The 21954-nt window shown below is 56.3% G+C and carries 18 protein-coding genes; 14 read left to right on the top strand and 4 right to left on the bottom strand.

Annotation, left to right across the window (positions count from 1 at the left end):
- Positions 1–13: 13 nt before the first annotated feature.
- Both AC2IBB_RS21680 and AC2IBB_RS21675 read right to left on the bottom strand, forming a co-directional pair.
- Positions 14–868, bottom strand: coding sequence for an outer membrane lipoprotein-sorting protein (locus AC2IBB_RS21680; RefSeq protein WP_486328823.1), 855 nt, complete (start codon positions 866–868; stop codon positions 14–16).
- Positions 869–918: 50 nt separating this feature from the next.
- Positions 919–1533: a Dabb family protein gene (locus AC2IBB_RS21675; protein WP_486328822.1), complete on the bottom strand. Its 615-nt coding sequence runs from the start codon at positions 1531–1533 to the stop codon at positions 919–921.
- Positions 1534–1757: 224 nt separating this feature from the next.
- Between AC2IBB_RS21675 and AC2IBB_RS21670 the strand changes: the two genes are divergently transcribed.
- The 12 genes from AC2IBB_RS21670 (at position 1758) to AC2IBB_RS21615 (ending at position 16958) form a co-directional block, all read left to right on the top strand.
- The gene (locus AC2IBB_RS21670; RefSeq protein WP_486328821.1) at positions 1758–2474 is read left to right on the top strand and encodes a nitroreductase family protein; all 717 of its coding nucleotides are present in this window, start codon (positions 1758–1760) and stop codon (positions 2472–2474) included.
- Between the two features lie 96 nt (positions 2475–2570).
- Entirely contained in the window at positions 2571–3551 is a 981-nt protein-coding gene (locus AC2IBB_RS21665; RefSeq protein WP_486328820.1) for an NAD-dependent epimerase/dehydratase family protein, read from the top strand.
- Between the two features lie 27 nt (positions 3552–3578).
- Positions 3579–4979 carry an enoyl-CoA hydratase/isomerase family protein gene (locus AC2IBB_RS21660; RefSeq protein WP_486328819.1) on the top strand — a complete coding sequence of 467 codons (1401 nt, stop codon included), beginning with the start codon at positions 3579–3581 and terminating at the stop codon, positions 4977–4979.
- Between the two features lie 4 nt (positions 4980–4983).
- The gene (locus AC2IBB_RS21655) at positions 4984–6171 is read left to right on the top strand and encodes a Phenylacetic acid catabolic protein (RefSeq protein ID WP_486328818.1); all 1188 of its coding nucleotides are present in this window, start codon (positions 4984–4986) and stop codon (positions 6169–6171) included.
- Between the two features lie 49 nt (positions 6172–6220).
- On the top strand, positions 6221–7741 hold the full coding sequence (locus AC2IBB_RS21650) for an NAD(P)/FAD-dependent oxidoreductase (protein ID WP_486328817.1): 1521 nt from the start codon (positions 6221–6223) through the stop codon (positions 7739–7741).
- A gap of 31 nt (positions 7742–7772) precedes the next feature.
- A complete protein-coding gene (locus AC2IBB_RS21645; protein ID WP_486328816.1) occupies positions 7773–11072 on the top strand; it encodes a benzoate-CoA ligase family protein in 3300 nt (1099 codons plus the stop codon).
- Positions 11073–11207: 135 nt separating this feature from the next.
- Positions 11208–11975, top strand: coding sequence for an SAM-dependent methyltransferase (locus AC2IBB_RS21640; protein WP_486328815.1), 768 nt, complete (start codon positions 11208–11210; stop codon positions 11973–11975).
- 71 nt (positions 11976–12046) lie between these two features.
- Entirely contained in the window at positions 12047–13093 is a 1047-nt protein-coding gene (locus AC2IBB_RS21635; protein ID WP_486328814.1) for an MBL fold metallo-hydrolase, read from the top strand.
- A 4-nt stretch (positions 13094–13097) separates the two neighbouring features.
- Positions 13098–14135 (top strand): NAD-dependent epimerase/dehydratase family protein, encoded by a 1038-nt coding sequence (locus AC2IBB_RS21630; protein WP_486328813.1) that lies wholly within the window; start codon positions 13098–13100, stop codon positions 14133–14135.
- Between the two features lie 257 nt (positions 14136–14392).
- Positions 14393–14746, top strand: a complete 354-nt coding sequence (locus AC2IBB_RS21625) for a hypothetical protein (RefSeq protein ID WP_486328812.1) — start codon at positions 14393–14395, stop codon at positions 14744–14746.
- 225 nt (positions 14747–14971) lie between these two features.
- Entirely contained in the window at positions 14972–16351 is a 1380-nt protein-coding gene (gene yegD, locus AC2IBB_RS21620; protein ID WP_486328811.1) for a molecular chaperone, read from the top strand.
- A 70-nt stretch (positions 16352–16421) separates the two neighbouring features.
- Positions 16422–16958 carry a type II secretion system protein GspG gene (locus AC2IBB_RS21615; RefSeq protein WP_486328810.1) on the top strand — a complete coding sequence of 179 codons (537 nt, stop codon included), beginning with the start codon at positions 16422–16424 and terminating at the stop codon, positions 16956–16958.
- A gap of 204 nt (positions 16959–17162) precedes the next feature.
- Here the strand turns inward: AC2IBB_RS21615 and AC2IBB_RS21610 are convergent, their stop codons facing one another.
- Positions 17163–17357, bottom strand: coding sequence for a DUF6316 family protein (locus tag AC2IBB_RS21610; protein ID WP_127969866.1), 195 nt, complete (start codon positions 17355–17357; stop codon positions 17163–17165).
- A 145-nt stretch (positions 17358–17502) separates the two neighbouring features.
- A complete protein-coding gene (locus AC2IBB_RS21605; RefSeq protein WP_486328809.1) occupies positions 17503–19278 on the bottom strand; it encodes an ABC transporter substrate-binding protein in 1776 nt (591 codons plus the stop codon).
- Between the two features lie 316 nt (positions 19279–19594).
- Between AC2IBB_RS21605 and AC2IBB_RS21600 the strand changes: the two genes are divergently transcribed.
- Positions 19595–21088 carry a SulP family inorganic anion transporter gene (locus AC2IBB_RS21600; RefSeq protein WP_486328808.1) on the top strand — a complete coding sequence of 498 codons (1494 nt, stop codon included), beginning with the start codon at positions 19595–19597 and terminating at the stop codon, positions 21086–21088.
- Complete coding sequence (locus tag AC2IBB_RS21595; RefSeq protein WP_486328807.1) at positions 21088–21951, top strand: universal stress protein; 864 nt, start codon at positions 21088–21090, stop codon at positions 21949–21951. The genes AC2IBB_RS21600 and AC2IBB_RS21595 overlap by 1 nt, the downstream gene beginning before the upstream one ends.
- The last annotated feature ends 3 nt before the right edge of the window (positions 21952–21954 follow it).

Raw genomic sequence — 21954 nt, 5'->3', positions numbered from 1 at the left:
TTTGGCGCCGGAGTTAAAAGCGGCGCAGGGTGTCGTTGCTCACCCGGCTCAAGTTGAAGCTGTTGAACTCACCGCTGTCCGCCTCGCCAAACACGTAGTCGCTGAGCTGTAGAATGGTTTGTTTCTTGTTTTGCAGGTTCACCATCTCAAAGTGTTTGGGGCGCCAGAAGCGGCCTTCATATTTATTCCAGTCCGTCATTTTCAAGGTTTTCAGCAAGTCGCCCTTGGCGTCGTAAAACTCGATATAGCTGGTCTGGTAGTTACTCTTGTCCACATGGGTGACTTGCTTGCTGTAACCGGAATAGCCGTACACCGGCGTGCGCTCCACCACCCAGTAATCCGGGGTTTCGCTTAGCAGGTTGTAGGTGTACTTGGACAGTTCTGTCGTAGAGATATCTTCCCAACTGAACTCCGAACCCACGAAGGAGCCCGACTTGTTCTGCGCGTTGATTTTCTTGGTGCGCTTGATGGTGGGCATGAACAGCCACTGATTGTCCGCGCCCTCAGACTGCTCAAAGGTAAGCATCACAGTGCCTTTGATGTCGTTGGGCTCGACGAAGATGCCGATGGTCTTATCGGGCACGCCGGCTTCCTCCATCATTTTTTTGATCACCAGGCGTCTACTGGTGCGTCCCTGGGCGTCCACCAGGGTCATTTCCATACGCGCTTCTGTGGAAGTCCAGCCCTCATCGATCAGGTACTGATGGGTGTAAATCTCTAAGCCCTTTTTTTGGGATGGCGACTGATGGAGCGCCGCAATAGGGTCCAGATATCCATTGATGTTCTTCTCGTCGTAATTGCCCGCCTGAACCGCGCTGGCCGTCAGCGCCGCCGTCAGAAATGCGATGGAAAGTGTTCCTCTGTGCATGATGAATCTCCGCTGATTTCCTGTGTGATCGCCGCCGGACGCTCCGCGACTCAAGCGTCGTGGGGCCGGGACAGGTGATTGATGACATATCGGTTGGACACTACGGGCTTGAAATAACGCGCCGCGATCTTTTTGTGCTCGGGATTGTCGATGAAGCGTTGCAGGTAGTGCTCCGACTTGAAGGTCCAGATGGAGATGAAGTCTCCATAACTGACATCGGGCGACACCGCCGATAAGGATTCCTCTCCCTGCAGTCGGTGAATGGGGCCGCAATCCATGCTCAACAGACCTTCGGACAGGGCGGCGAGGCGATTGAGCGCCTGCTGAAAACAGTCGATATCCGCAGCGGAGGCGTCGTCCTTGAACTTCACCATGACAATGCGCTTGAAGGCGCCGGTTTCCCGGTGAGACCGGAACAGCCGGCTGCGCAACGAGCGCAATGCGGCGGCGGGAGCGAACTTGCGCTCTTTTTCGGAAGGAATGGCGGCGTTTTCCGTCGCCTGAATGAGAAACCGCTCGGCGGCTTCGGCGAATTCCTCCGCCGTCTGGCGTACGAATCGCCAGAGAAAACTATCGTTTTCATTCCAGGTCGCCGCGCCGTGGGTAAATAACCGGGACAATCCCGTCTCCGTTCTGAACTTACCCGTTTCTGGTTTGAATCTCATACTGGGCTCCACTTCCGAAATGCGCCTTCTGCATTCCCTATCTCTCGTTAATTCAAACACTTAAATAAAGCGTTCTAACTTTGCTATGGGCCAAATTCTTAATGAGCGGGGCGCCTGTGAGCAACCGTTAATGGTGAGACATTGTGTCCCGATTTTGGTTGTAGCCAACGAGAAGGGGAGTCAATTAAGGTTTTTTAAACAGCGAAATCACGGATTGCAGGCTCATGTTATTCATCGAAGGCGAATACGAAACCATAGAAGACTGGGTGGCCGATGCGGACACCGGATACTTCAAGCGCACCAAGCCGGGCTCGCAACGTCAGGACGCCGCGGTGCTTTCCAAACTGCTGCGCAAGCGCAAGGCGTATAAACGCTTCCATCCTGAATGCGTCATTCCGGAAACGGACGTGGAGTACATCCTGCAGCAGGCCAGCCTGTCGCCTTCGGCCTTCAACATACAGCATTGGCGCGTGATCCGGGTGCGGCGCCAGGCGCTCAGAAACGAGATTCTGAAAGCGGCCTGGAATCAAAAGCAGATCAGCGAAGCGGCGGAGATTATGGTGGTGTGCGCCGACAAGAAAGCTTGGGCCGCCCCCGGCATGCCGTTCTGTCACAGCCGCAATCCCCAGGACCGTGCAGCGTTCGCCAACATGCTGCGTTCCATTTACGCCAACAATCCTGCGCTGGAAAGAGATGAGGCCATGCGTTCCGCGAATCTGTTCGCCATGTCGGTGATGTTGATTGCGGAGTCGCTGGACTATCAGAGCTGTCCCATGTCCGGGTTCAACTACAAACGGGTTTCCGAGCTTCTGCAACTGGATGAAGACAGAGTGGAGATCGCCATGATTCTGACCATCGGCAAAGGCGTCAGCCAGCCGGGGACAGGCAAAAGGCGTATTCCGGCGGCCCGTTTCACCCACGAGGACAAGTACCGGGATTGAACGACGGGCGCAGGGATAGAGCGACGCTTCGGCGGATTCCACTGCGACAACAATTAAAAGCACGCGAAACAAAGACTGTCTTTAGAAGGAGGCACTGTGGACACCATATTCATTATGGGCGCAACCGGATTCATCGGCGAGGAAACCGCCAGAAGCCATATCGCCAAAGGCAATAAAGTACTGGGGCTGGCGCGCAGTGAAGCCAGCGCCGCCAAATTGAGATCCATCGGCGTCACCCCCGTCATGGGCGATGTCTACCGCCCCGAAGAGTGGCTTTCAAAGCTGCCCAGGATCGATTACGCCATCAATGTGCTGGGCTTTTTCACCGACGGCATGCCGGCGCGCTTCAGCGTCAGCCACGCGGAAAAGTGCTGCGAGAAATACACCCGCTGGATCAAGGTCACTATCGATCTGGCGCGCCGAAAAGGCATAAAAGCGGTGGTCAACGTCACCGGCACCACCATCTTCGAAGACATGGGCGTGGACTGGGTGACGGAAGAAACCCCCATTCGCTACACCCCCTCCGGTTTCAACCGGGTCGCGACGCCCGCCACCAAGCTGTGCCAGCAGGCGATTGCCGAAGGACTGCCGTTGATCATCGCCGTAGCGCCCAGCGTAGTGTACGGCGACAAGCCCACTTCTTCCTTTGACGAGGTCTTCGTCAAGCCGCTGGAAAAAGGGCAGATGGGCGTGGTTGGCGACGGCAAGAACTACATCACCACTGGACACGTGGAGGACGTCGGTCGCGCCATCGCGCATATCACTGACGTCAAATACGCCGGTGAATTCTTTCACATCGCCGACGACCAGCCGGTCACTCAGCGCGAATTCGTCACCTCCATCGCCAGAGCGCTGGGCAAAACGCGGGTGATGACCATGCCGAGATGGCTGGTGGCGATCCTGGGCGGCAAGTGCGCGGTGGAATTCATGACTCTGTCCCAGCGCATCAGCAACGCCAAATTGAAGAGCACCGGCTTCACCCTGAAACACCCGCGTTTTCTCGATGAAGTCGGCGATGTGGTGCGCAGTATGAGACGCGCCCGCGCAGGTCAGAAACTGCAGGCGTCGCCCGCCTGATTCCGCAACGCCAGCAAGGAGACAAACATGGATTTTCGCTTTATCAACAATCGCCTGGATGAGTCCATCGCCATTCTGGAACTGGACGATCCGTCCGCCAACACACTGACTTACGACCTGCTGCATGAACTGGAATACAAGTTCCTGGCGCTGGAGGCGGACCCGCAGGTGCAGGCGATCATCATCACTGGCAAGGGCGCGCGCTTTTTCTCCGGCGGAGTGAACATCGGCATGCTGCTGACCGCAGGCAAGAAGTTCAACTCCAACTTCATTCTGTACGCGGCGGAAGTGCTGGAAGCGATCACGCATTCCAAGAAGCTGATCGTCGCCGCCATCAACGGCAACATCACTGGCGGCGGACTGGAGTTGGCGCTGGTGGCGCACAAGCGAGTGGCGGTGGAAGGCGAGTACAACATCGGTTTCCCTGAAGTGCGCCTCGGCGTTATTCCGGGCATGGGCGGCACGCAGCGGCTGACGCGTCTGGTGGGACCGCAGACCGCGCTGGAAATGATCACCCAGGGGCAGTTCATCAGTGCGGAGCGGGCGAAAGAAATCGGTCTGGTGGACGAAATATATCCCCAGGAAGGTTTCCTCAATCGCGCCATCGCTTTCACCCGCGAGCAACTGAACGCGCTGAAACCGGCGCCGACGCTCTCCAGTGAAACCGGCGCGGCGCTCGCGCAGAGCCTGAGTACGCCGTTCCCTGAAGGATTGGCGACCCTGCGTAAAGAGAACGGGCTGGCGGTGATTACTCTGACCGAAGCCAGCGCCTCGGCGGATGCGTTCTCCACCTTGCGCGCGCTCAACGAACGGCTGCTGGAGGCCCGCATCGACGAAGACGTATACGCCTTGGCGATCGATCTGTCTGCGGGTCTCCTGCGAGCCGACGAACTGATTGATAACGATGACTTCGTGGTTGAGTACGGACGCAGGGTGTTCTCCCGCATCGACGGCTTCGCCCGCCTGTGCGTGCTCTACTGCGACCGCGCCATGTCGGAGCTGGAAATGGAACTGGCGCTGGCCTGCGATTTCCGCTTCTGCGACCAGTCCGGTCTGAACGCGGAGGTGGCGCTGCCCACCGGTGAGCTGGCGATTCTGCAACGCTATCCCAGCCAGCTTCCCGCAGCGCTCGCCCGCAAACAAGTGACGTTGGCGCGACTGGTGGAAACAGGTCTGTTCCGTTGCATCGAGGAGGAAAATCCCCTGGCCTGGGTGGCGCGTTACATGACCCGGTTTCTGCCGCCCAACGGCGCCAGCGCCGCCATCGGCTACGCCAAGCTGGCCATCAGTAAAGGTTATGCGGAGAGCATTCCCTCAGCGCTGCTGCTGGAGCGCCACCTGCAGGAACAACTATTCATCGGCGCGGACAGTCAGGAAGGCATGAGCGCGTACATCGAAAAACGCACACCCAACTTTAAAGGGGCATAGGAAAATGGCCGCCATTAACGAATACACCATTGATAAGAAGTATCACGACGCGTTGATCGAATGGCAGCGCAAGAACTTCCCGGACATCGGTCTGCTGGAGAAGTACTGGGATGTCTACTTCCCCAATGATCCGGCCTGGCGTTTGACCGCCAAACTCTCCGAAGTGAAAGCGGATCTCATCAATCAGGGCAAGTACCAGGGCGTGAAGAAGTACGCCACCGCCCGCGAAATGAAAGGCTCCATGCTGTATCAGGCGCTGCGCATCATCAAGGCCCAGTGCAGTACTGAGCTGGGCTCTATCCAGCAGCATATGGACACGGTGAACACCTGCTACACGGATAAGGCGAAGTTCAGCGTACTGCGCATCATGGCGGAAGAGTTTCGTCACGCCTACCAGATGTTCTGGGTGCTGTCACACGACCCCAGTTGGTCCGCCACCGGGTCCAGCCGCATCGCGGAGAATACGCTGGACGAGTTGTTGTCCATGAACACCGGCTCCCATGTGCTGGACGCCTTCAACATTCCGTTTACGGATTCACTGGATAACGTCACTTTCGCCTGCTTCATCGACCGGGTAGGGCGCTTCCAGCTTACCATGCAGGAAGAGTTCGCCTACGCGCCCATGGCCGCCAGCATGCGTCCCATGCTGAAAGAAGAGGCTTTCCACCTGAAGACCGGCTGGGAAGTGCTGAAGGAAATCTGCGAAATGGCGGCGGTGGGCGAAGGCCCATGGACCCTGGCGGACATCCAGAAAAAGATCAACCTCTGGTATCCCCGCGCTTTGGAGATGTTCGGCAGTGAGGAGGGCGGCGAGTCCAACCTCGAATTCAGCTTCAAAACCATGTCCAACAAAGAGGCGATCGGCGGCTATATCAAAGAAATCGAGTGGCTGCTCAATTCTCTCAACGCGGCCATCCTGCAGCGTCGGCATCCTGAACTGAGCAAGGAGCAGGTGCGACTGATGGCGAAAGAAACCGCCATTCTGCGGCTGCCGTCCACTCGCTTCCTGCGCTTCCGCAGCGGCGAGGGGATACATGAGTCCACTTTCGACGTGGATGGCAATCGCATCAGCCCCTTTGAATACATCAATTACCTGACCCGTGTGCTGCCGGAGAAACTGTGTAGCACGGAGTACTTCAAAAGCTACACGGACAGGATTCGTCAGGCCTTGCCGTCCATGACGGCGGCCTAGACGGGGACCTTGGACAGAAACGGGCACATTAATACGGATGGATAAAGTTATGTACGACGTTGCAATCATCGGATCAGGATTTGGAGGCGCCGCCAGCGCCATCATGCTGGCGAAACTGGGCCACACTGTGGCGCTGATAGAAAAGGGCAAGCACCCCCGCTTCGCGCTGGGCGAATCGACCACGCCCATCATGAGTAAGACCATTCGTCATCTGGGGCAGAAATACGACATTCCCGAGTTCGTTAATCTGGCCAGTTACGACACCATCATGAACGCGCACATGCCGATCACCTGCGGACCCAAGGAGTTGTTCCATTATTTCTGGCATGAACCGGGATTGTCCTCCGCCAAGCTGAGCAATGGGATTGTGCCGGAAATCATTGTGCAGACCCCGGAAGTCGACACGCAGTTGTACCGTGCGGAGAGCGACAAATATCTGGTGGACGTGGCGATCAGCTACGGCGCGGATTATTTCGAGGAAACCACCGTTGAAGACATTGAATTCAATGACGACGGCGCGGTGATCAAGTGCTCCCGTCCAGACGGAAGCGCCAGCGAAATCAAAACCAGGTTCATTATCGACGGCACCGGCCATCGTTCGCTGATTTCCCAGCGTTACGACCTGATTGTGCCGCAGGAAGAGCTGGATACGCCGCTGAACAGCCGCAGTATTTTCACCCACTTCAAGGACATTGGCGACTTCGAAAGCAGTCTGGAATGCGATGACGCCTTTATCGGACGCACCCCGGTTCCGCGTATTCGCGGCACCCAGCACCACTGCTTCGACGGCGGCTGGATCTGGTTCATCCCGTTCGATAACGGCGTCACCAGCGTGGGGCTGAACCTGGATATCGACACCTATCCAATCAATGACAAAACCGGGGAAGAAGAATTCTGGGAGATCATCGGACGTTATCCGATTGTCGAAAAGATGTTGAAGGGACGCGAAACCTTGATGCCGTTTATCAAGACCAAACGCATTCAGTTTCGCACAAAACAAGCGGTCGGCGATCGTTGGGCCATGTTGCCGGGTTCGGCGGTAGGAGGTGATGGTTGGTTTAGCACCGGACTCGGCTTTACCTTACTTTGCGCGCATCGCATCGTAGACATGCTGCATACCAAGATGCTCAAGGACGACGACTTTTCCCGTCAATATCTGGAGAACTACGAAACCGCGCTGTTCAAGGAGTGGAAGTACGTCTGCCGCATGGTGGACGGCATCTACAAGAGCATGCGCCACTTCGAAGTATTCAAGTACTACTGCTTCTTCTGCTTCATGGGCGCAGAGAGCTTCGTGCACCGCGGCGGCATCAAACGTCCGCATGATCTCAAGTTCCTGCTGCTCAACGTCGGCGACGACAACTTCGTCGCCAAGTTCGAAGAGTTCTACACCATGGTGAAAGACCTGCACGAACGCGATGAAGTGACCCAGGAGCAGCTCGATTACCTGCGCGATTTCGTGCGCTACGAAATGAAAGACTACAACTACCGGGATTACGGCAACCCTATTTACGGCGGCGTGCACCGTCGGTTGGACAAGTCATCCCGATACTTCGCGGAACTGGCCTGATCAACTGAGAAATGACCACGGAGAGGACAACATGGTTGCGAGTAATCTTGATCCTATAAGCGTTGATGTCGTCGTAGTGGGCGGAGGCATCGCGGGGTGCTGGACGGCGCTGAAGCTGTTGCGCAAGGGCATCCCCACCGCCATCGCCTTCTACAGCGATAGCGATCGGGGCGGCAAGCTGGGCGCTTCCGCTTTGTCGGTGGGCGCCATCAACACCTCTCCGTTGACGCGCGGGGATTATCTGGAATGGTTGACCGACCTGGGGCGCGGACAAGAGCACTCCGACGTCGGCGCCATCACCAGAAATCACCTGGCGTCGGAACTGGATGCGCTGCTGGAGTTCGACGCGCTCAAGAACATCCAATTGGGTGTGGCGCTGAAATCCGGTTCCGGTCGTCATCTGTTGACGCGGCTGCTGCAGGAGATCCGTTATCTGGGAGGCGTTGTGTTGGACAACGCCTGGGTGACCCGCATCGTCGCCGACGCCAAGCGTTGCCATGGCGTACAGTATCAAAGCGGCGATCAAATCGGAGCGGTGTACGCCGGCGCGGTGGTGTTGGCTTCCGGCGGCTATTCCGGTCTGTTCCATGGTTCGGTGAAAACCGGCACCTACGGTTCCGCGCATGGTCGTCACCTCGCCGCCGGCGGCTGGTTGAGCAATCTGGAGTTCGTGTTCAAACACGGCTACGGACAACCGGACCTGGGCACCCTCACGCCGACGGAAGAACTGCCTGGCGCGGAAATCTATGACGAAAACGGCGAACACGTGGACTGGCTGGAGCAGGAACTGTTCTACGGACGCGGCACCAGCAACCACTTCCAGGCGTTTATGACCTGGCGTAAGGGCGGCGATCTTAAATACTACGTGGACTTCCGCTATCGCGAACTGCACCGCTGCGTCAAACGCATCGCCGTCGTCGGCTCCGACGATATCGAAGATATCTGCGCGGACAAAGAAGCCTTGATCGCCGGTCTGGTGGAGCGTTGCCCGGAAGCCAGTCAAGACGCTTTGCGGGAGATTCTGGAAGCGGTGAACCGGCATGAACGGGAGTACAACTTTGAGACGTTCAGCGAGATCAAGGCGCTGGTCGCGGACGCCTATCCGGTGGATCGCAGCCGTATCCGTCAGATCTCCTATTTCTCCATGGGCGGCGTGGCCCACCACAAATTCAAAACCAATCTGAAGAACGTGTTTGTGTGCGGTGAAGCCATGCACGACTACGGCGCCCATCGGGTGGGCGGGTTGCCGTGGGCGTTGTATCTGTGCGCCGCCAAAGTGATTTCAGAAAAGATTGATTTGCTCAAGCGGCAGGGACATTTGCTGTCCACGCCGTTCGAGCTGGAAGACAAAGCGTCCGCCTATGACAAGAAGCTGGTGGCGGAGTTGCAGCAGGGATTGCAGCGCTATCAGGAAAGCGGCGTGGATGTGGAAGGCGCAGAAGCCTTCGCCGACTGGATTCGGGATCAACGACGCACGCTGACGGCGCAACACCGGGAACTGGATGACGTGGTGGCCTATCTGCTGGTGGGCGAGGCCATTATGCGCTCCTCCCTGGCCCGGCAGGAAAGTCGCGGCTGTTTCTTCCGGGACGATTTCGGGGATGAAAATCCCGCCCTGAGCTCACAACGGACGCTGACCCGCTATGACTCAGAATCCGATGAAGTACACGCGGAGCTGATCAGCGCCGAACAACTCTCCGCAATGATAGACAGAGGGCGATTAGCGATGGACGACAAATCTTTGATAAGCAGCGCGGCCACAAAAAACGCGGCTTACTTTCTGTTGAAAAAGCATGTTGAAACCGGACTTGGCGGCAAAGCGGCGGTGGAGACGCTGGATGTTTCATACACCTACGACGAACTGTGGAGCCTGACCAGTCGATACGCCGGTTTCCTGAGAGCCAGCCGCATCGACGAGGGCGATCGCGTGGCGCTGCTGCTGAACGACCGTCCCGAATATCTGGCGATGTTCCTGGCGACGCAGCAAATCGGCGCCATCGCGATACCGCTCAATACTTTCTCGAAAGAGCAGGAGCTGACTCATTATCTGGAGGATTCCGGGGCCAAGCTGCTGATTACCGAAGCGGAACTGGTGGCTCGTTACTCCGTAGAGCAGATCAACGAACAGACCCATGTGGAAGTGGTCAGCTATGAAGATATTCCCACCGAGCGCATGGAGCCGGTGGAGGATATTCTTCCGGTCAGCGATGAAACCATCGGCTTCATTCTCTACACCTCCGGCAGCACTGGCAAACCCAAAGGCGCGATTCATCGCCAGGTGAGCATGGGCTTCAGCGCGGAGAATTTTGCGCGCAAAACCCTGAAGATCAACGACCGCGACCGTATTTTCTCTTCCTCCAAGTTGTTCTTCGCCTATGGATTGGGCAATTCGCTGTACTTCCCATTGTACTTCGGCGCGACCGCGCTGCTGTGCAGCACCAAGGCGGCCCCGGAAGTGATTCGCGATATTTTAGGACAACTCAAGCCGACAGTCTTCTTCGCGGTGCCAGCGGTGTATCGGGGCATCCTGGAGGGCGGCGGCGCAACGGAAGACAACTTCCGCTCCGTACGCTTATGCGTCAGCGCCGGCGAAGCGCTGCCGATCAAGCTGGCGCAGCAGTGGTGCGCCGCCACCACTGTGGAAGTGCTGGATGGCATCGGCAGCACGGAAGCTCTGCATATTTTCTGCGTCTCCAACCATTCCTCCGCCAGGGAGAGCTACTACGGCCGCGCCGTGTCTGGCTATGAACTCAGTGTGTGCGATGAGAACGGTAAGGCCCTGATGGAGAACGCCATCGGCGAATTGCGGGTTAAAGGCCCCACTCTGGCGCAGGGTTATTGGAATAATCCGGCCAAGACCGCGGAAACCTTTTTCGACGGCTCGCTGTTAACTGGCGATCGCTATTTCGCCAACGACAAAGGCGAGTATGTTTTTGTCGGCAGACATGGCGACACCTACAAATCCTCCGGCCTGTGGGTCTCCACTCTGGAGATCGAAGCAGTGCTGGGCGAGCTGGCGGCGGTGGCGGAGTCCTCCGTAGTGGTGTTCCAGGGCAACGACGGGCTGTTGAAATCCAAAGCCTATGTGGTGGCCCGGGAGGCGGAAAGCTTCGAGGACAAACAGCGGGTGGAGACGGACACGCACCGCTTCCTGCGCGAGCGTCTGCCCAAGTACAAAACCCCTCATTGCGTGGAGGCGCTGGACGAACTGCCACGCACCGCCACCGGCAAAATCGCCAAGGCGATCCTGCGGGATATGGCTCAGGAAGTCATCTGGGCCAGACCGGTGAGAGAAAGCGCTCCAGAACGGGAGCTGAACATGGCGCAGTAGCGCCGCACTCTAAACGTCTGCGCAGGGAGGGTCTCGGCGCGGCGAAAAATAAAAAAACTTCCCCCAAGAAACTGATTCCGCCTCCGGGCGGAGGAGGTGGGGGCTCTAAACCATACTCTTACGGAGAGAAGTAGAATGAGCTTCAGTAACCCAAAGTACTATTCGAACACAGCCACACTGTACAGCGCGGCTTTGGATGAGGGTGACTACCACGATTGGAAAGACTCCATCATTACAGGCCTGATGGGATTCATCACCCCGTTCCCGGAGAAGATGCGCATCAACCGCGCCTTCGTCCGGCAGATGTACGAGGGCTACCAGCAGGAAGGCTTCAACAACATTCTGGATATTGGCGCGGGTCCTATTCCCAGGGGGCATGAGTGGGCGACTGAAGCCAATATCATGTATGTCGATCACAACCCGGACATCGTGGAGCACGCGCGCAGAAAACTGCCTGTCGGGGCCAGCGCCAGATATGAAACGTCCAGCGTCGGCGCGTTGCCGGGTCTGTTGGAGAAAGGCCTGGTGGATGGCTTCTTCGACGAATCCCGAAAAGTGGCTTTCGGCTCCAACGCGGTCTTGATGTTCGTGGACGACGCGGAAATCAAGAGCACCTTCCAATACCTGTACGACTGGTGCGCGCCGGGCTCCGTGCTGAAAATCAGCACCACCGGCATCACGGGTTCGGAAAGCGACCTGCGGGCCAAGTTCATTCGCACTTTCTTCAAGAAGGTCAATGCGCCCATGCACATCCGCAACGTTGACAAGTTCTGCGAACTGCTGGCGCCGTGGAAAGTCACCCGTCGCCCCATGCCGTTGTGGGAGTGGGTGAACTGGCCGCCTTCCAAAATGACGGCGGGCATTGGCTTCGATATCTACGGAATTGAACTGCGTAAAGAGTGAGCGGCGCCAGCCATGCCGAGAGGTTCGCCCGCTCTTCCCATGGATCGCGGTTAACGCACGAGGAATAAGATATGGACAACATACACAAGGACATTCCTTTCGGAAGTCCGGTTCAGGTGGGGCAGAGCGTATTCCTGCTGAAAATGCCGCTGCCGTTTCGCCTGGATCATATCAACCTGTATCTGATCGATGATCAGGACGGGTGGATTCTGGTCGACACCGGCCTGAATCATCGCGCTGTGCGTGAGACATGGGAAGCGCTGGCGGATACGGTCTTCCAGCAGAAGCCGATCAAGAAGATCCTGATCACCCATCTGCATCCGGATCATATTGGTCAGGCGGCCTGGCTGCAGCGGCGTTTCAAGGCGGACGCCTATATTTCCGAAGGGGACTGGCTGATGGCGCAGCGGCTGTGGTTTTCCCCTGCGGAAAGCGCGATTCCCCGCTACGCCGCGCACTACCGGGCGTTTGGCGTGGATGGGGAACGCTTCGAACAACTGATCGAAAACCGCGGCAACTATCAGCGCCTGGTGAAGGAACTGCCTTTACAGGTCAAGTTCCTGCGCACTGGCGATATCGTCAGCGCCGCCAGCGGCGACTGGCGCGTGGTCAGCGGCAGCGGTCATTCTCCAGAGCATCTGTGTCTGTGGAATGAGGCCAGCCGTGAGATGATCACCGGCGACCATGTGTTGCCGAAAATCACTCCGAATATCGGCATTATCGTGGGTGGTCTGTCTAACCCACTTGAAAACTACCTGTTGTCCCTGGAGGATTTTCTGGCGATTGATTGCGCTAGATACTTTCCTGCCCATGGACTGCCTTCCGAGAACTACCATGAGCGCATCGCCGAGATCAAAATGCATCATCATCGGCAGTTGCAGAAACTGTTGAGCGGTTGCGGCGAACCGACCACCGTTTATGACGCAGTGGGAATGCTGTTCAACACAGAACTGCCGCCACACCAATATATGTTCGCGCTGGGGGAAACCGCCGCGCATTTGCGTTACCTTGAAAGCATCGGACTGATGCATCGCGAAGGCGAGAAAACCTGGCTTTTTAAATCCGTCTCCCAAGCGGACGAGCAGAGGGAGGAAACCGCCTGCGCGTCGTCGGTGTAAGATCATGACGGAGAGGAGCGGCGAGGTGATTAACGTCAGAAATGTTCTGGTGACGGGCGCCACAGGATTCGCCGGCAGCCATATTCTGGAGGCGCTGAGCAAAGTGGTGGGAATCCGGCCCATCGCCGCCTGCCGTCACCCGAGCGCATTGCCCGCGGATGTTTATTGTGAAGTGCGGGAAGGCGATCTGCGCGACGCCAATTACATCAAAGATGTGTGCCGAGGCGTGGACGTAGTGATCCACGCCGCCGCCTGGACGTCACTGTACGGACACTGCGAAAGCTCGCAACGTCTATATTTTCAACCAACTCTGGGGTTGATCGAAGCGGCGCGGCAGGCGGGTGTGAAAGTCTTCATCAACACCAGCACCGCTTCCGCCGCCGCGCCGGAGCGTTCCTCCGACCCCTATAGTCCAGGCGTTGAACCTCCTTATTGGCCGCATCTGTGTAATCTGGTGCGCATCGAAAATATCCTGCGCGGCTACGCCTGCAGTTGGTTCAAGGTGATTAATCTGCGCATGGGCATCTATGTGGGGCGGCGTTACCGCGTGGGCTTTTTGCCAATCCTGCTGCCGCGGCTGAAAACCCGGCTGATTCCCTGGATTCGCGGCGGCAAAACCAGCTTGCCTCTGATCGATGGTCGCGATATCGGACAGGCGTTTTCCCTGGCTGCGCAATGGACGCCGGGCGAAGACTACGCCGCCTTCAATATTCTGGGCTCCGGCCCGCCCAGCGTGCGCGAGGTGATCGAATACATCGCCGATCGTCACCATATCCCCAAGCCCTGCTACAGCGTGCCGTTCCCGGTTGCTTATGGGGTGGGCGAACTGATGGAGCTGATTGATCCGTTAATGCCCTTTGACCCATTGGTTACCCGCAGCCTGATTCACTTGCTGGAGGAAACCGGGGCTGACAACAGCCGCGCCACGGCTGTGTTGGGTTATCAGCCGCAGATCGACTGGCGCCGCTCCATTGACGAACAAATTGAAGAAATATGCCGCCAGAAAACCCTGGCGCCCATGCATAATTTGCTGGAGACCTGAGTGTTTGCTTACACTGGCGCGATATGAGTGTTTTGGGAAGTGGATCGCATAATGGAATCTCTTTTGTCCTTCATCAACAATTCTGTCTTATGGCTGGTCTATAGTGGTCTGGGCTTGTCTGGCGAAATTAACGCTCGAACATTGCGAAGCGCCACCGACGCGCTGGATGAATACTTAACAAACTCAACGCCTTTCAGGGCGCGTGACTTTATTGCGTAACACCATGCTTAAAATAAAAAAGACGGAAAGGATTCATTATGAATAAAGACATCTGGTTGATTTATCACAAATCCTCACTCAGCCCCCGTTCGTCCATCAATATGGACGGCTCCGATTACATGGTCGGCGTCAGCGCTGTGCCCGCCAGAGAGATGATGGAAGCCATTGAGCTGTTCAAAGAACATCTGCGGGAAGACTACATGGCGCCCATGGAACTGTGGAAATGCGTGAAATGGGGCTCCGGCGATTATGGCCTGGAAAGTGAAATCGGCGCGGATATTGAAGAATCCGTCACCCTTGCCCAGGCCAGCAACACCACTATCACCACCGGTATTTCCTCCGAATTTCTGGCTGATATTGAAGAAGAGCTCGTTGCGGTGAAGTCTGAGTGACGCAAAAGTAAGACGGCAAGACGCGCAAGCCCTTACTGAGTAACGCAAATGTAAAGGGCGACGAAACGCGCGCATTTATTCCAGTGCGCGCGTTTTGTTGTGCGTGTCTACTCATCAATCCGTCAGGCGACGTGGTCTCGTTGCCTGAATCTGTCTCTATTTAAACTAGAACACCCCGATCCTCATCGTTATAATCGCCGGCTTTTTTCCAAAAAGGGGCCAGTTATGTTCGCCGGTTTTGATTATGGGACCTCCAATTGCGCGCTGGGCGTGATTCGTCGCGGAGAAGAGGCGTCACCGGAGGTGAAGTTACTGGGCCTGGATCGGGACTCAGTGTTGCTGCCTTCCAATCTTTATGCTCTGGATCGCAGTCTGGTATGTGAGTATGTGGCCGGGCGCATCGCCGATCCGGACGCTCGCGAATCCTATCTCGCCTCCCGGCCCAATGCCGCCGGACAGGCGCAACGCGCCCGCCGCGAGCTGAGCATCGGCTCTGATGAGCAAGTGCTGTGCGTCGGTCGGCAAGCGGTGGATCTGCATATCGAAGCGCCGGATGAAGGCTTTTATATCAAGTCTCCCAAATCTTTCCTGGGCTCTGGCGGTCTGAGCCGGCCGCAACTCGATTTCATTGAAGACGTGGTCACCGCCATGATGATATGGGCGAAGTCCCAGGCGGAGGAGAGCGCTGGGGCGGAATTGTCGCACGCAGTGATCGGTCGTCCGGTGAATTATCAGGGCGCCGATAGCGATGCAGCGAACAGGCAGGCCATGGAAATCATGACTTCCGCGGCGCAGCGGGCGGGATTCAAAGACTTTGAATTCATGTATGAGCCTCTTGCTGCGGGCGTTAACTTTGAGAGCCGCATGCAGCAGGATCAAGTGCTGCTGGTTGTTGATATCGGCGGCGGCACCACCGACTGCTCCATGGTGAGAATGGGGCCGTCGCATCGCAATAACGACAATCGCAGCGATGATTTCCTGGCGCACTGCGGCCAGCGCACCGGCGGTAATGATCTGGATATCTACCTGACATACAAAGGCCTGATGCCGTTGTTTGGTCTGGGAACCGATAAAAAATCCGGTCTCACCATGCCCACGCAGCCGTTCTGGAGCGCCATCGAAATCAACAATGTGCGCACCCAAGCGGAATTCAGCGCCTGGCAAACCCGCGATGACATTGCGCAGCTATGCCGCGACGCCAAGCGCCCCGAGCTATTGAACCGTCTGTTGCTGCTGCAGGAAGGCCGCAAGAGCTATCAGTTGGTGCGCAGCGGAGAGCAGGCCAAGATCGAGCTGTCAGACGCCGACGCCCATGAGGTGAATCTCGACTACATCGAAAAAGGCCTCAGCCAGCCTTTGGACCGCGCGATGCTGGGGGAAGCGATTCAAAATCCCCTCAACCGGATTATCGACATCGTGCGCGAGGCCCTAAAACTGGCGCAGTGTCGCCCGGACCTGGTGTACCTCACTGGCGGCAGCGGTAAATCCCCGGTTATCCGCGCGGCGCTTGAGCAGGAACTGGGCGAGATTCCCGTCGTAGACGGCGACTTCTTCGGTAGCGTCGCGGCGGGCCTGACCCAATGGGCCGCCAAAATCTACCGATAACAGGCTGCAGATAAAGGTACGGATGAAGTTACGGATAAAGGCCGAAAAGTAAGGAAATAAAATAGAGCGAGTGATCAAGAAACTAACGTTAGGATTGTTTGGGTTTTGGTTGCTCGTTTTGATGGTCGCTCTGATTACATTGGGTACCTGCCCAGGCGCGATTGAGTGCAGTCAGCATGACGATCGCATCCTCTTAAGGTCTTTGCAAAACGCGTTGCGCTTGTATCAGCTCTACCACAACGCACTGCCTACGATTGGGCAAGGATTACAGGCGTTGAACAACGGTTACCTCGCCACAGTCCCCAAAGACGCTTATGGGCAAGAGTTCCGATACTCTCCCGAACCCTGGCATGGGGCGGAAATGACGCTGTATTCCATCGGTCCAAATGGTGTCGATGAAAAAGGTGAGGGCGACGATATTGTGAATTGGGAAAAAGTCTATCCCTGCAGCGTCTTCGATCCTTGTCCTACCTTCTGTGAACACACCCAGAATGCAGCGATATATGCCGGTATGATCTTGCTTCCTATTACCTGTCTGTCTGGATTGGCGTGGTTGGCGATCTTTATACGACGCAGGCGTCAGGCAAGAGGGGTTGAGAGAGAGTAGAGGGGCTGGAGTTAAATGGAGAAGCTCTTGATGGCTGGGGAGGAGGTTATTTCAACAATGTTCAATTTACGGGAGAGAAATTTCCAAACACCCGCTTTATACCTAGAGTCGCGCTGCTAAGATTGGCGGGCGCTTGGGTCATAATGGGCTATCTTCCCGTGATAGTTCGTCATCCTTGCATTCCCTTTTAGTACTATCTTTATTCTATTCCGCTTCTACCTGCATGTAGTCGATATAAGCGTTGAGTCCATCCTCCGCTTCTTGCTGCGAAGCGTAGGGACCGATGGGAATTTGTTCGCGGGTCAGGTAAAACCACTCGCCGTTTTCGATATAAAAACGATCTGAGCGATCGTAGCTGGGACGCTGAAGCGCGTCGTCGGTGCGTGTCATTTGGTTCATGTCTACTCCATAAGAAACTGCTGTTAGAACCAGAAAGGCGAAAAATTATACACAATTACACTTTGTTACAAAAAGGCGAAATGTCTCGCCCTTCTAAGACTTTCAGCGAATAACCCTCAAACTGGCAGGGAATTGTCGCGAAGTTTTAGCGGACGCGACCGCTCTTCCAGGCTTTCAATAGCTCATCGTAGGACGCGGTGACGCCTTTGGGTTTCTCATTGGACAGTTTGGGTTTAGGCGCGCCAGGTTGACCTAGCCAGTACTCCGCGCCTTTGACTTCGCTGGCGTCTGCAATTTTGGGCGCGCAGGACTGTAGCTCCATGTTTCTTTGAATGACCGCCATCGCCCGATCTTGTCTTTCCGCCAAGGTGTCCAGCGCCTGCTGTGGCGTTTTCTTACCGGTGATGGCGTCCGCCAGCGTCGGCCACCAGTAGCGCGACAGCTTCGGGTAATCCGGGACGTTGACGCCCGTGGGCGTCCAGGCTTTGCGGGCGGGGCTCAAGTAGAACTCCACCAGTCCGCCAAGTTTGGGCGCGGCTTTTTGCATGGCGGCGGATTTCAGGTCGGACTCGCGAATCGGCGTCAGCCCCACCAGGGTTTTCTTCAGTGAAACGGTCTTGGCGACCGTGAACTGCGCATAGAGCCAGACTGCCTTTTGCCGGGTTGGACTCATGTTTTTAGGAATGGTCCAGGAACCGGCGTCCTGATAGCCCAGTTTCATGCCTTCCTGCCAATAAGCGCCGCGAGGCGAGGGCGCCATCCGCCATTTCGGCGTGCCGTCGCTGTTCACCACTGGCAGACCAGGTTTGGTCATGTCCGAGGTGAAGGCGGTGTACCAGAATATCTGCTGGGCGATGTGGCCTTGCGCAGGTACGGAGCCCGCTTCGGTGAAGTCCATTTTGATGGCTTCCGGCGGTGCGTATTTCTTTAACCAGTCGATATATTTTTCCAGCGAGTACACCGCCGCAGGACTGTTGGTGGCGCCGCCGCGATCCATGCTGGAGCCGACAGGATGGCAGCCTTCAATACGGATTCCCCACTCGTCCACGGGCTTGCCATTGGGCAGGCCGGGGTCTCCCGCGCCCGCCATGGAAAACCAGGCGTCGGTAAAGCGCCAGCCCAGGGACGGATCGCGTTTGCCGTAGTCCATGTGGCCGTATACCCGTTTACCGTCGAGATTCTTGACCTTGTTGGTGAAGAAATCGGCGATGTCCTCGTAGGCGGACCAGTTGATCGGCACGCCGAGTTCGTAGCCATAGATCTCTTTGAACTTCTTCTTCAGATCCGGGCGCTGGAACCAGTCATAGCGAAACCAGTACAGGTTAGCGAACTGCTGATCGGGAAGCTGATAGATCTTGCCGTCCAGCCCGGTGACGAAACTGATGCCGATAAAGTCGTTGATATCCAGGGTCGGCAGGGTGACGTCTTTGCCTTCCCCTTGCATAAAGTCGCTCAGCGCAAGAATGCGCCCGGAGCGGGAATGATTGCCGATCAAGTCAGAGTCGCTGATGAAGGCGTCATACCGGTGCTGGTCGCCAATAAACTGCACCCATAGGCGATCAATGACCGTGCCTTCCGGCTGCAGCTCGTGGTGGATTTTAACTTCCGTTAGCTCCGCGAACGCTTTGGCCAACACCTGGGATTCATATTCATGGGTTTTAATGGTCTCCGACAGCACGTTCAGTTCGAGTCCTTTAAACGGCTTGGCGGCGTGGATAAACCAGGCCAGTTCTTCTATTTGTTGTTCGCGGCTGATGGAGGAGTCCTTGAACTCGCTGTCCACCCATTTTTCCACTTGCGCGCGTTTTTGCGGGGGGAGCCTGTCGGCGTAAGGCCCGGCGGCGGCGTCCGCGGCATAGAGTCCCGCGGTGAGAGTGAGGGAAAGGATAGAGACGCTGAAAGTGTTTTTTATTGTGATCATAACTACTCAACCTGTCTTCGTATTTGTTCGTTTTTATTTGAGAAAGGAAAGATTGGCGACTGTCTTCGAAATACGAAACGAATCGCGGTGGATAAAATTTAAACACAAAATGCTCGGATTTAAATGGCTGGTACGGAATTATTTGTAATTATTCGTATTGATATAGCCTAAGTAGGCGTGAAAATTGGATTTTCCAAAACGAAAAATTTAGAAAAATGGCGTTTTTGTGCACAGCGTGTATAATCCAACGCCCTTTTTTTATCGGTCTCGCCGACGGGTGACGACCGCTCCGCTTTTGATCGTTCTTGGAACAAATATGCTGTTACTTTCAAAAAAACATGACTGGCTGGGAAATGTGCGCGCCGACCTGCTGGCCGGACTGGTGGTTGCGCTGGCGCTGATTCCCGAAGCGATAGCGTTCTCCATTATCGCTGGCGTTGACCCCAAAGTAGGGCTGTACGCTTCCTTCTGCATCGCCATGATTATCGCGATCGTCGGCGGCAGACCCGGTATGATCTCCGCCGCCACCGGCGCCATGGCGCTGCTGATGGTGGATCTGGTGAGAATTCATGGCTTGCAGTACCTGCTCGCGGCTACTTTGCTGACGGGCGTGCTGCAAATATTGGCCGGCTATCTGAAGTTAGGCCAGTTGATGAGCTTTGTTTCCCGATCAGTAGTGACGGGCTTCGTTAATGCGCTGGCGATTCTTATTTTTGTAACGCAATTGCCGGAGCTGACTAACGTCACCTGGCACGTATACGCCATGACCGGGGCGGGACTGGCCATCATCTATCTGTTCCCGCATGTGCCGGTGATTGGTAAAGTCCTGCCGTCGCCACTGGTCTGCATTCTGTCCATGACCGCGGTGGCGGTGCTATTTGATCTGGATATCCGTACCGTAGGCGATATGGGCAAACTGCCGGATACGCTGCCGATTTTCCTGCTCCCGGACGTTCCCTTGAACTTTGAAACGCTGGCGATCATTTTCCCCTATGCCGCTCCCATGGCGGTGGTGGGGTTATTGGAATCTTTGATGACGGCGACCATCGTTGACGACCTGACCGACACAAAGAGCGACAGGAACCGTGAATGTAAGGGGCAGGGCATCGCCAATATCGGCGCAGGCCTGTTTGGCGGTATGGCTGGATGCGCCATGATCGGGCAGTCGGTGATCAATGTTAAATCCGGCGGTCGCGGCAGGCTGTCCACCTTCGCGGCGGGATTCTTTTTGCTGGCGATGATCGCTTTCCTGGGGCCTTGGTTGTCGCGTATTCCCATGGCGGCGTTGGTGGCGGTGATGATTATGGTGTCTATCGGTACTTTTAGCTGGGATTCCATCATTAATCTGAAGAAGCATCCGCTCTCCACCAATATCGTGATGATTTCTACCGTTGCCATGGTCATCGTGACTCATAACCTCGCCTACGGCGTTTTTCTCGGTGTGTTGCTGGCGGCGTTGTTTTTCGCCAATAAAGTCAGCCACTTCATGTATGTAGAATCCGCCCTGAGTGAAGACGGCGCGCAGCGCACCTATCGGGTGGTGGGCCAAGTGTTTTTTAACTCTTCCGACAAGTTCGTCGCCAACTTTGATTTCAAGGAGGCTGTGGACAAAGTCGTCATCGACCTGCATCGCGCGCATTTCTGGGACATTTCTGCGGTTTCTGCGCTGGATAAAGTGGTGATAAAGTTTCGCCGGGAAGGGGCGGATATCGAGTTGATTGGCCTGAACGAAGCCAGCGAGACAATTGTTGACCGCTTCGGCGTGCACGATAAGCCCGAAGAGATCGAAAAAATCATGGGAGGTCATTGATGGAAAACAATAACAAGACGGTGCTGGCCTGCATCGACGGCTCGAACTTCAGTCGTGCGGTGTGTGACTACGCCGCCTGGATTGCGCAGCGTGTCAGCGCTCCTCTGAAGCTGTTGCACAACATTGAGCATCGCGAAGCGCCCGCAGTGTCGGACTTGACCGGCAGCATTGGCCTGGGCAGCAGAGAGAAACTATTGGCGGAGCTGACCGACCTGGAGCAGCGTCGCAGCAAGATCTTGCTGCAGGAAGGCAAGCTGATGCTGGAGGCGGCGAGAGAAAGAGTGATCGCCGCCGGCGTCAGCGACCCCATCGTCAACCAGCGTCATGGCGGGCTCACTGAGGCGCTGATCGAGCTGGAGGACGATATCGGAGTGCTGGTGATGGGCATTCGCGGCGAAGAACATGAGAATCAGGCGGGCCGAGTTGGCGCGCACCTGGAAACCATCATCCGCTCTTTGCACCGTCCGGTGCTGGTGGTGAATGGCGAATTCAGCGCCCCCCAGCGCATCATGCTGGCCTATGACGGCAGCGAAGCTGCTGGCAAAGCGTTGAACATGGTCGCGGAAAGCACCTTGTATCGGGGGTTGTGTTGTCATGTCGTTCACGTCAGTCGTGACGGAAATGCAAATGATCAGGTGCTCGATCAGGCGGTGCGGCGTTTGCAGAATGCCGGCGTGGAGGTCATCGCGGCCAAGTTGACCGGCGCGGTGGAGCAGGAATTATGCGATTACCAGCGCGAGCATGATATTGATTTGACGGTTATGGGCGCCTACAGCCACACCCGTCTGCGTGAACTGCTGCTCGGCAGTTTCACCGCCAAGATGCTGACAATGACGCAAAAGCCATTGTTATTGCTGCGTTAGGGA

The sequence above is a fragment of the Hahella sp. NS-SX17 genome (assembly GCF_057367735.1).
This window is presented reverse-complemented; position numbering and strand designations above follow the sequence as displayed.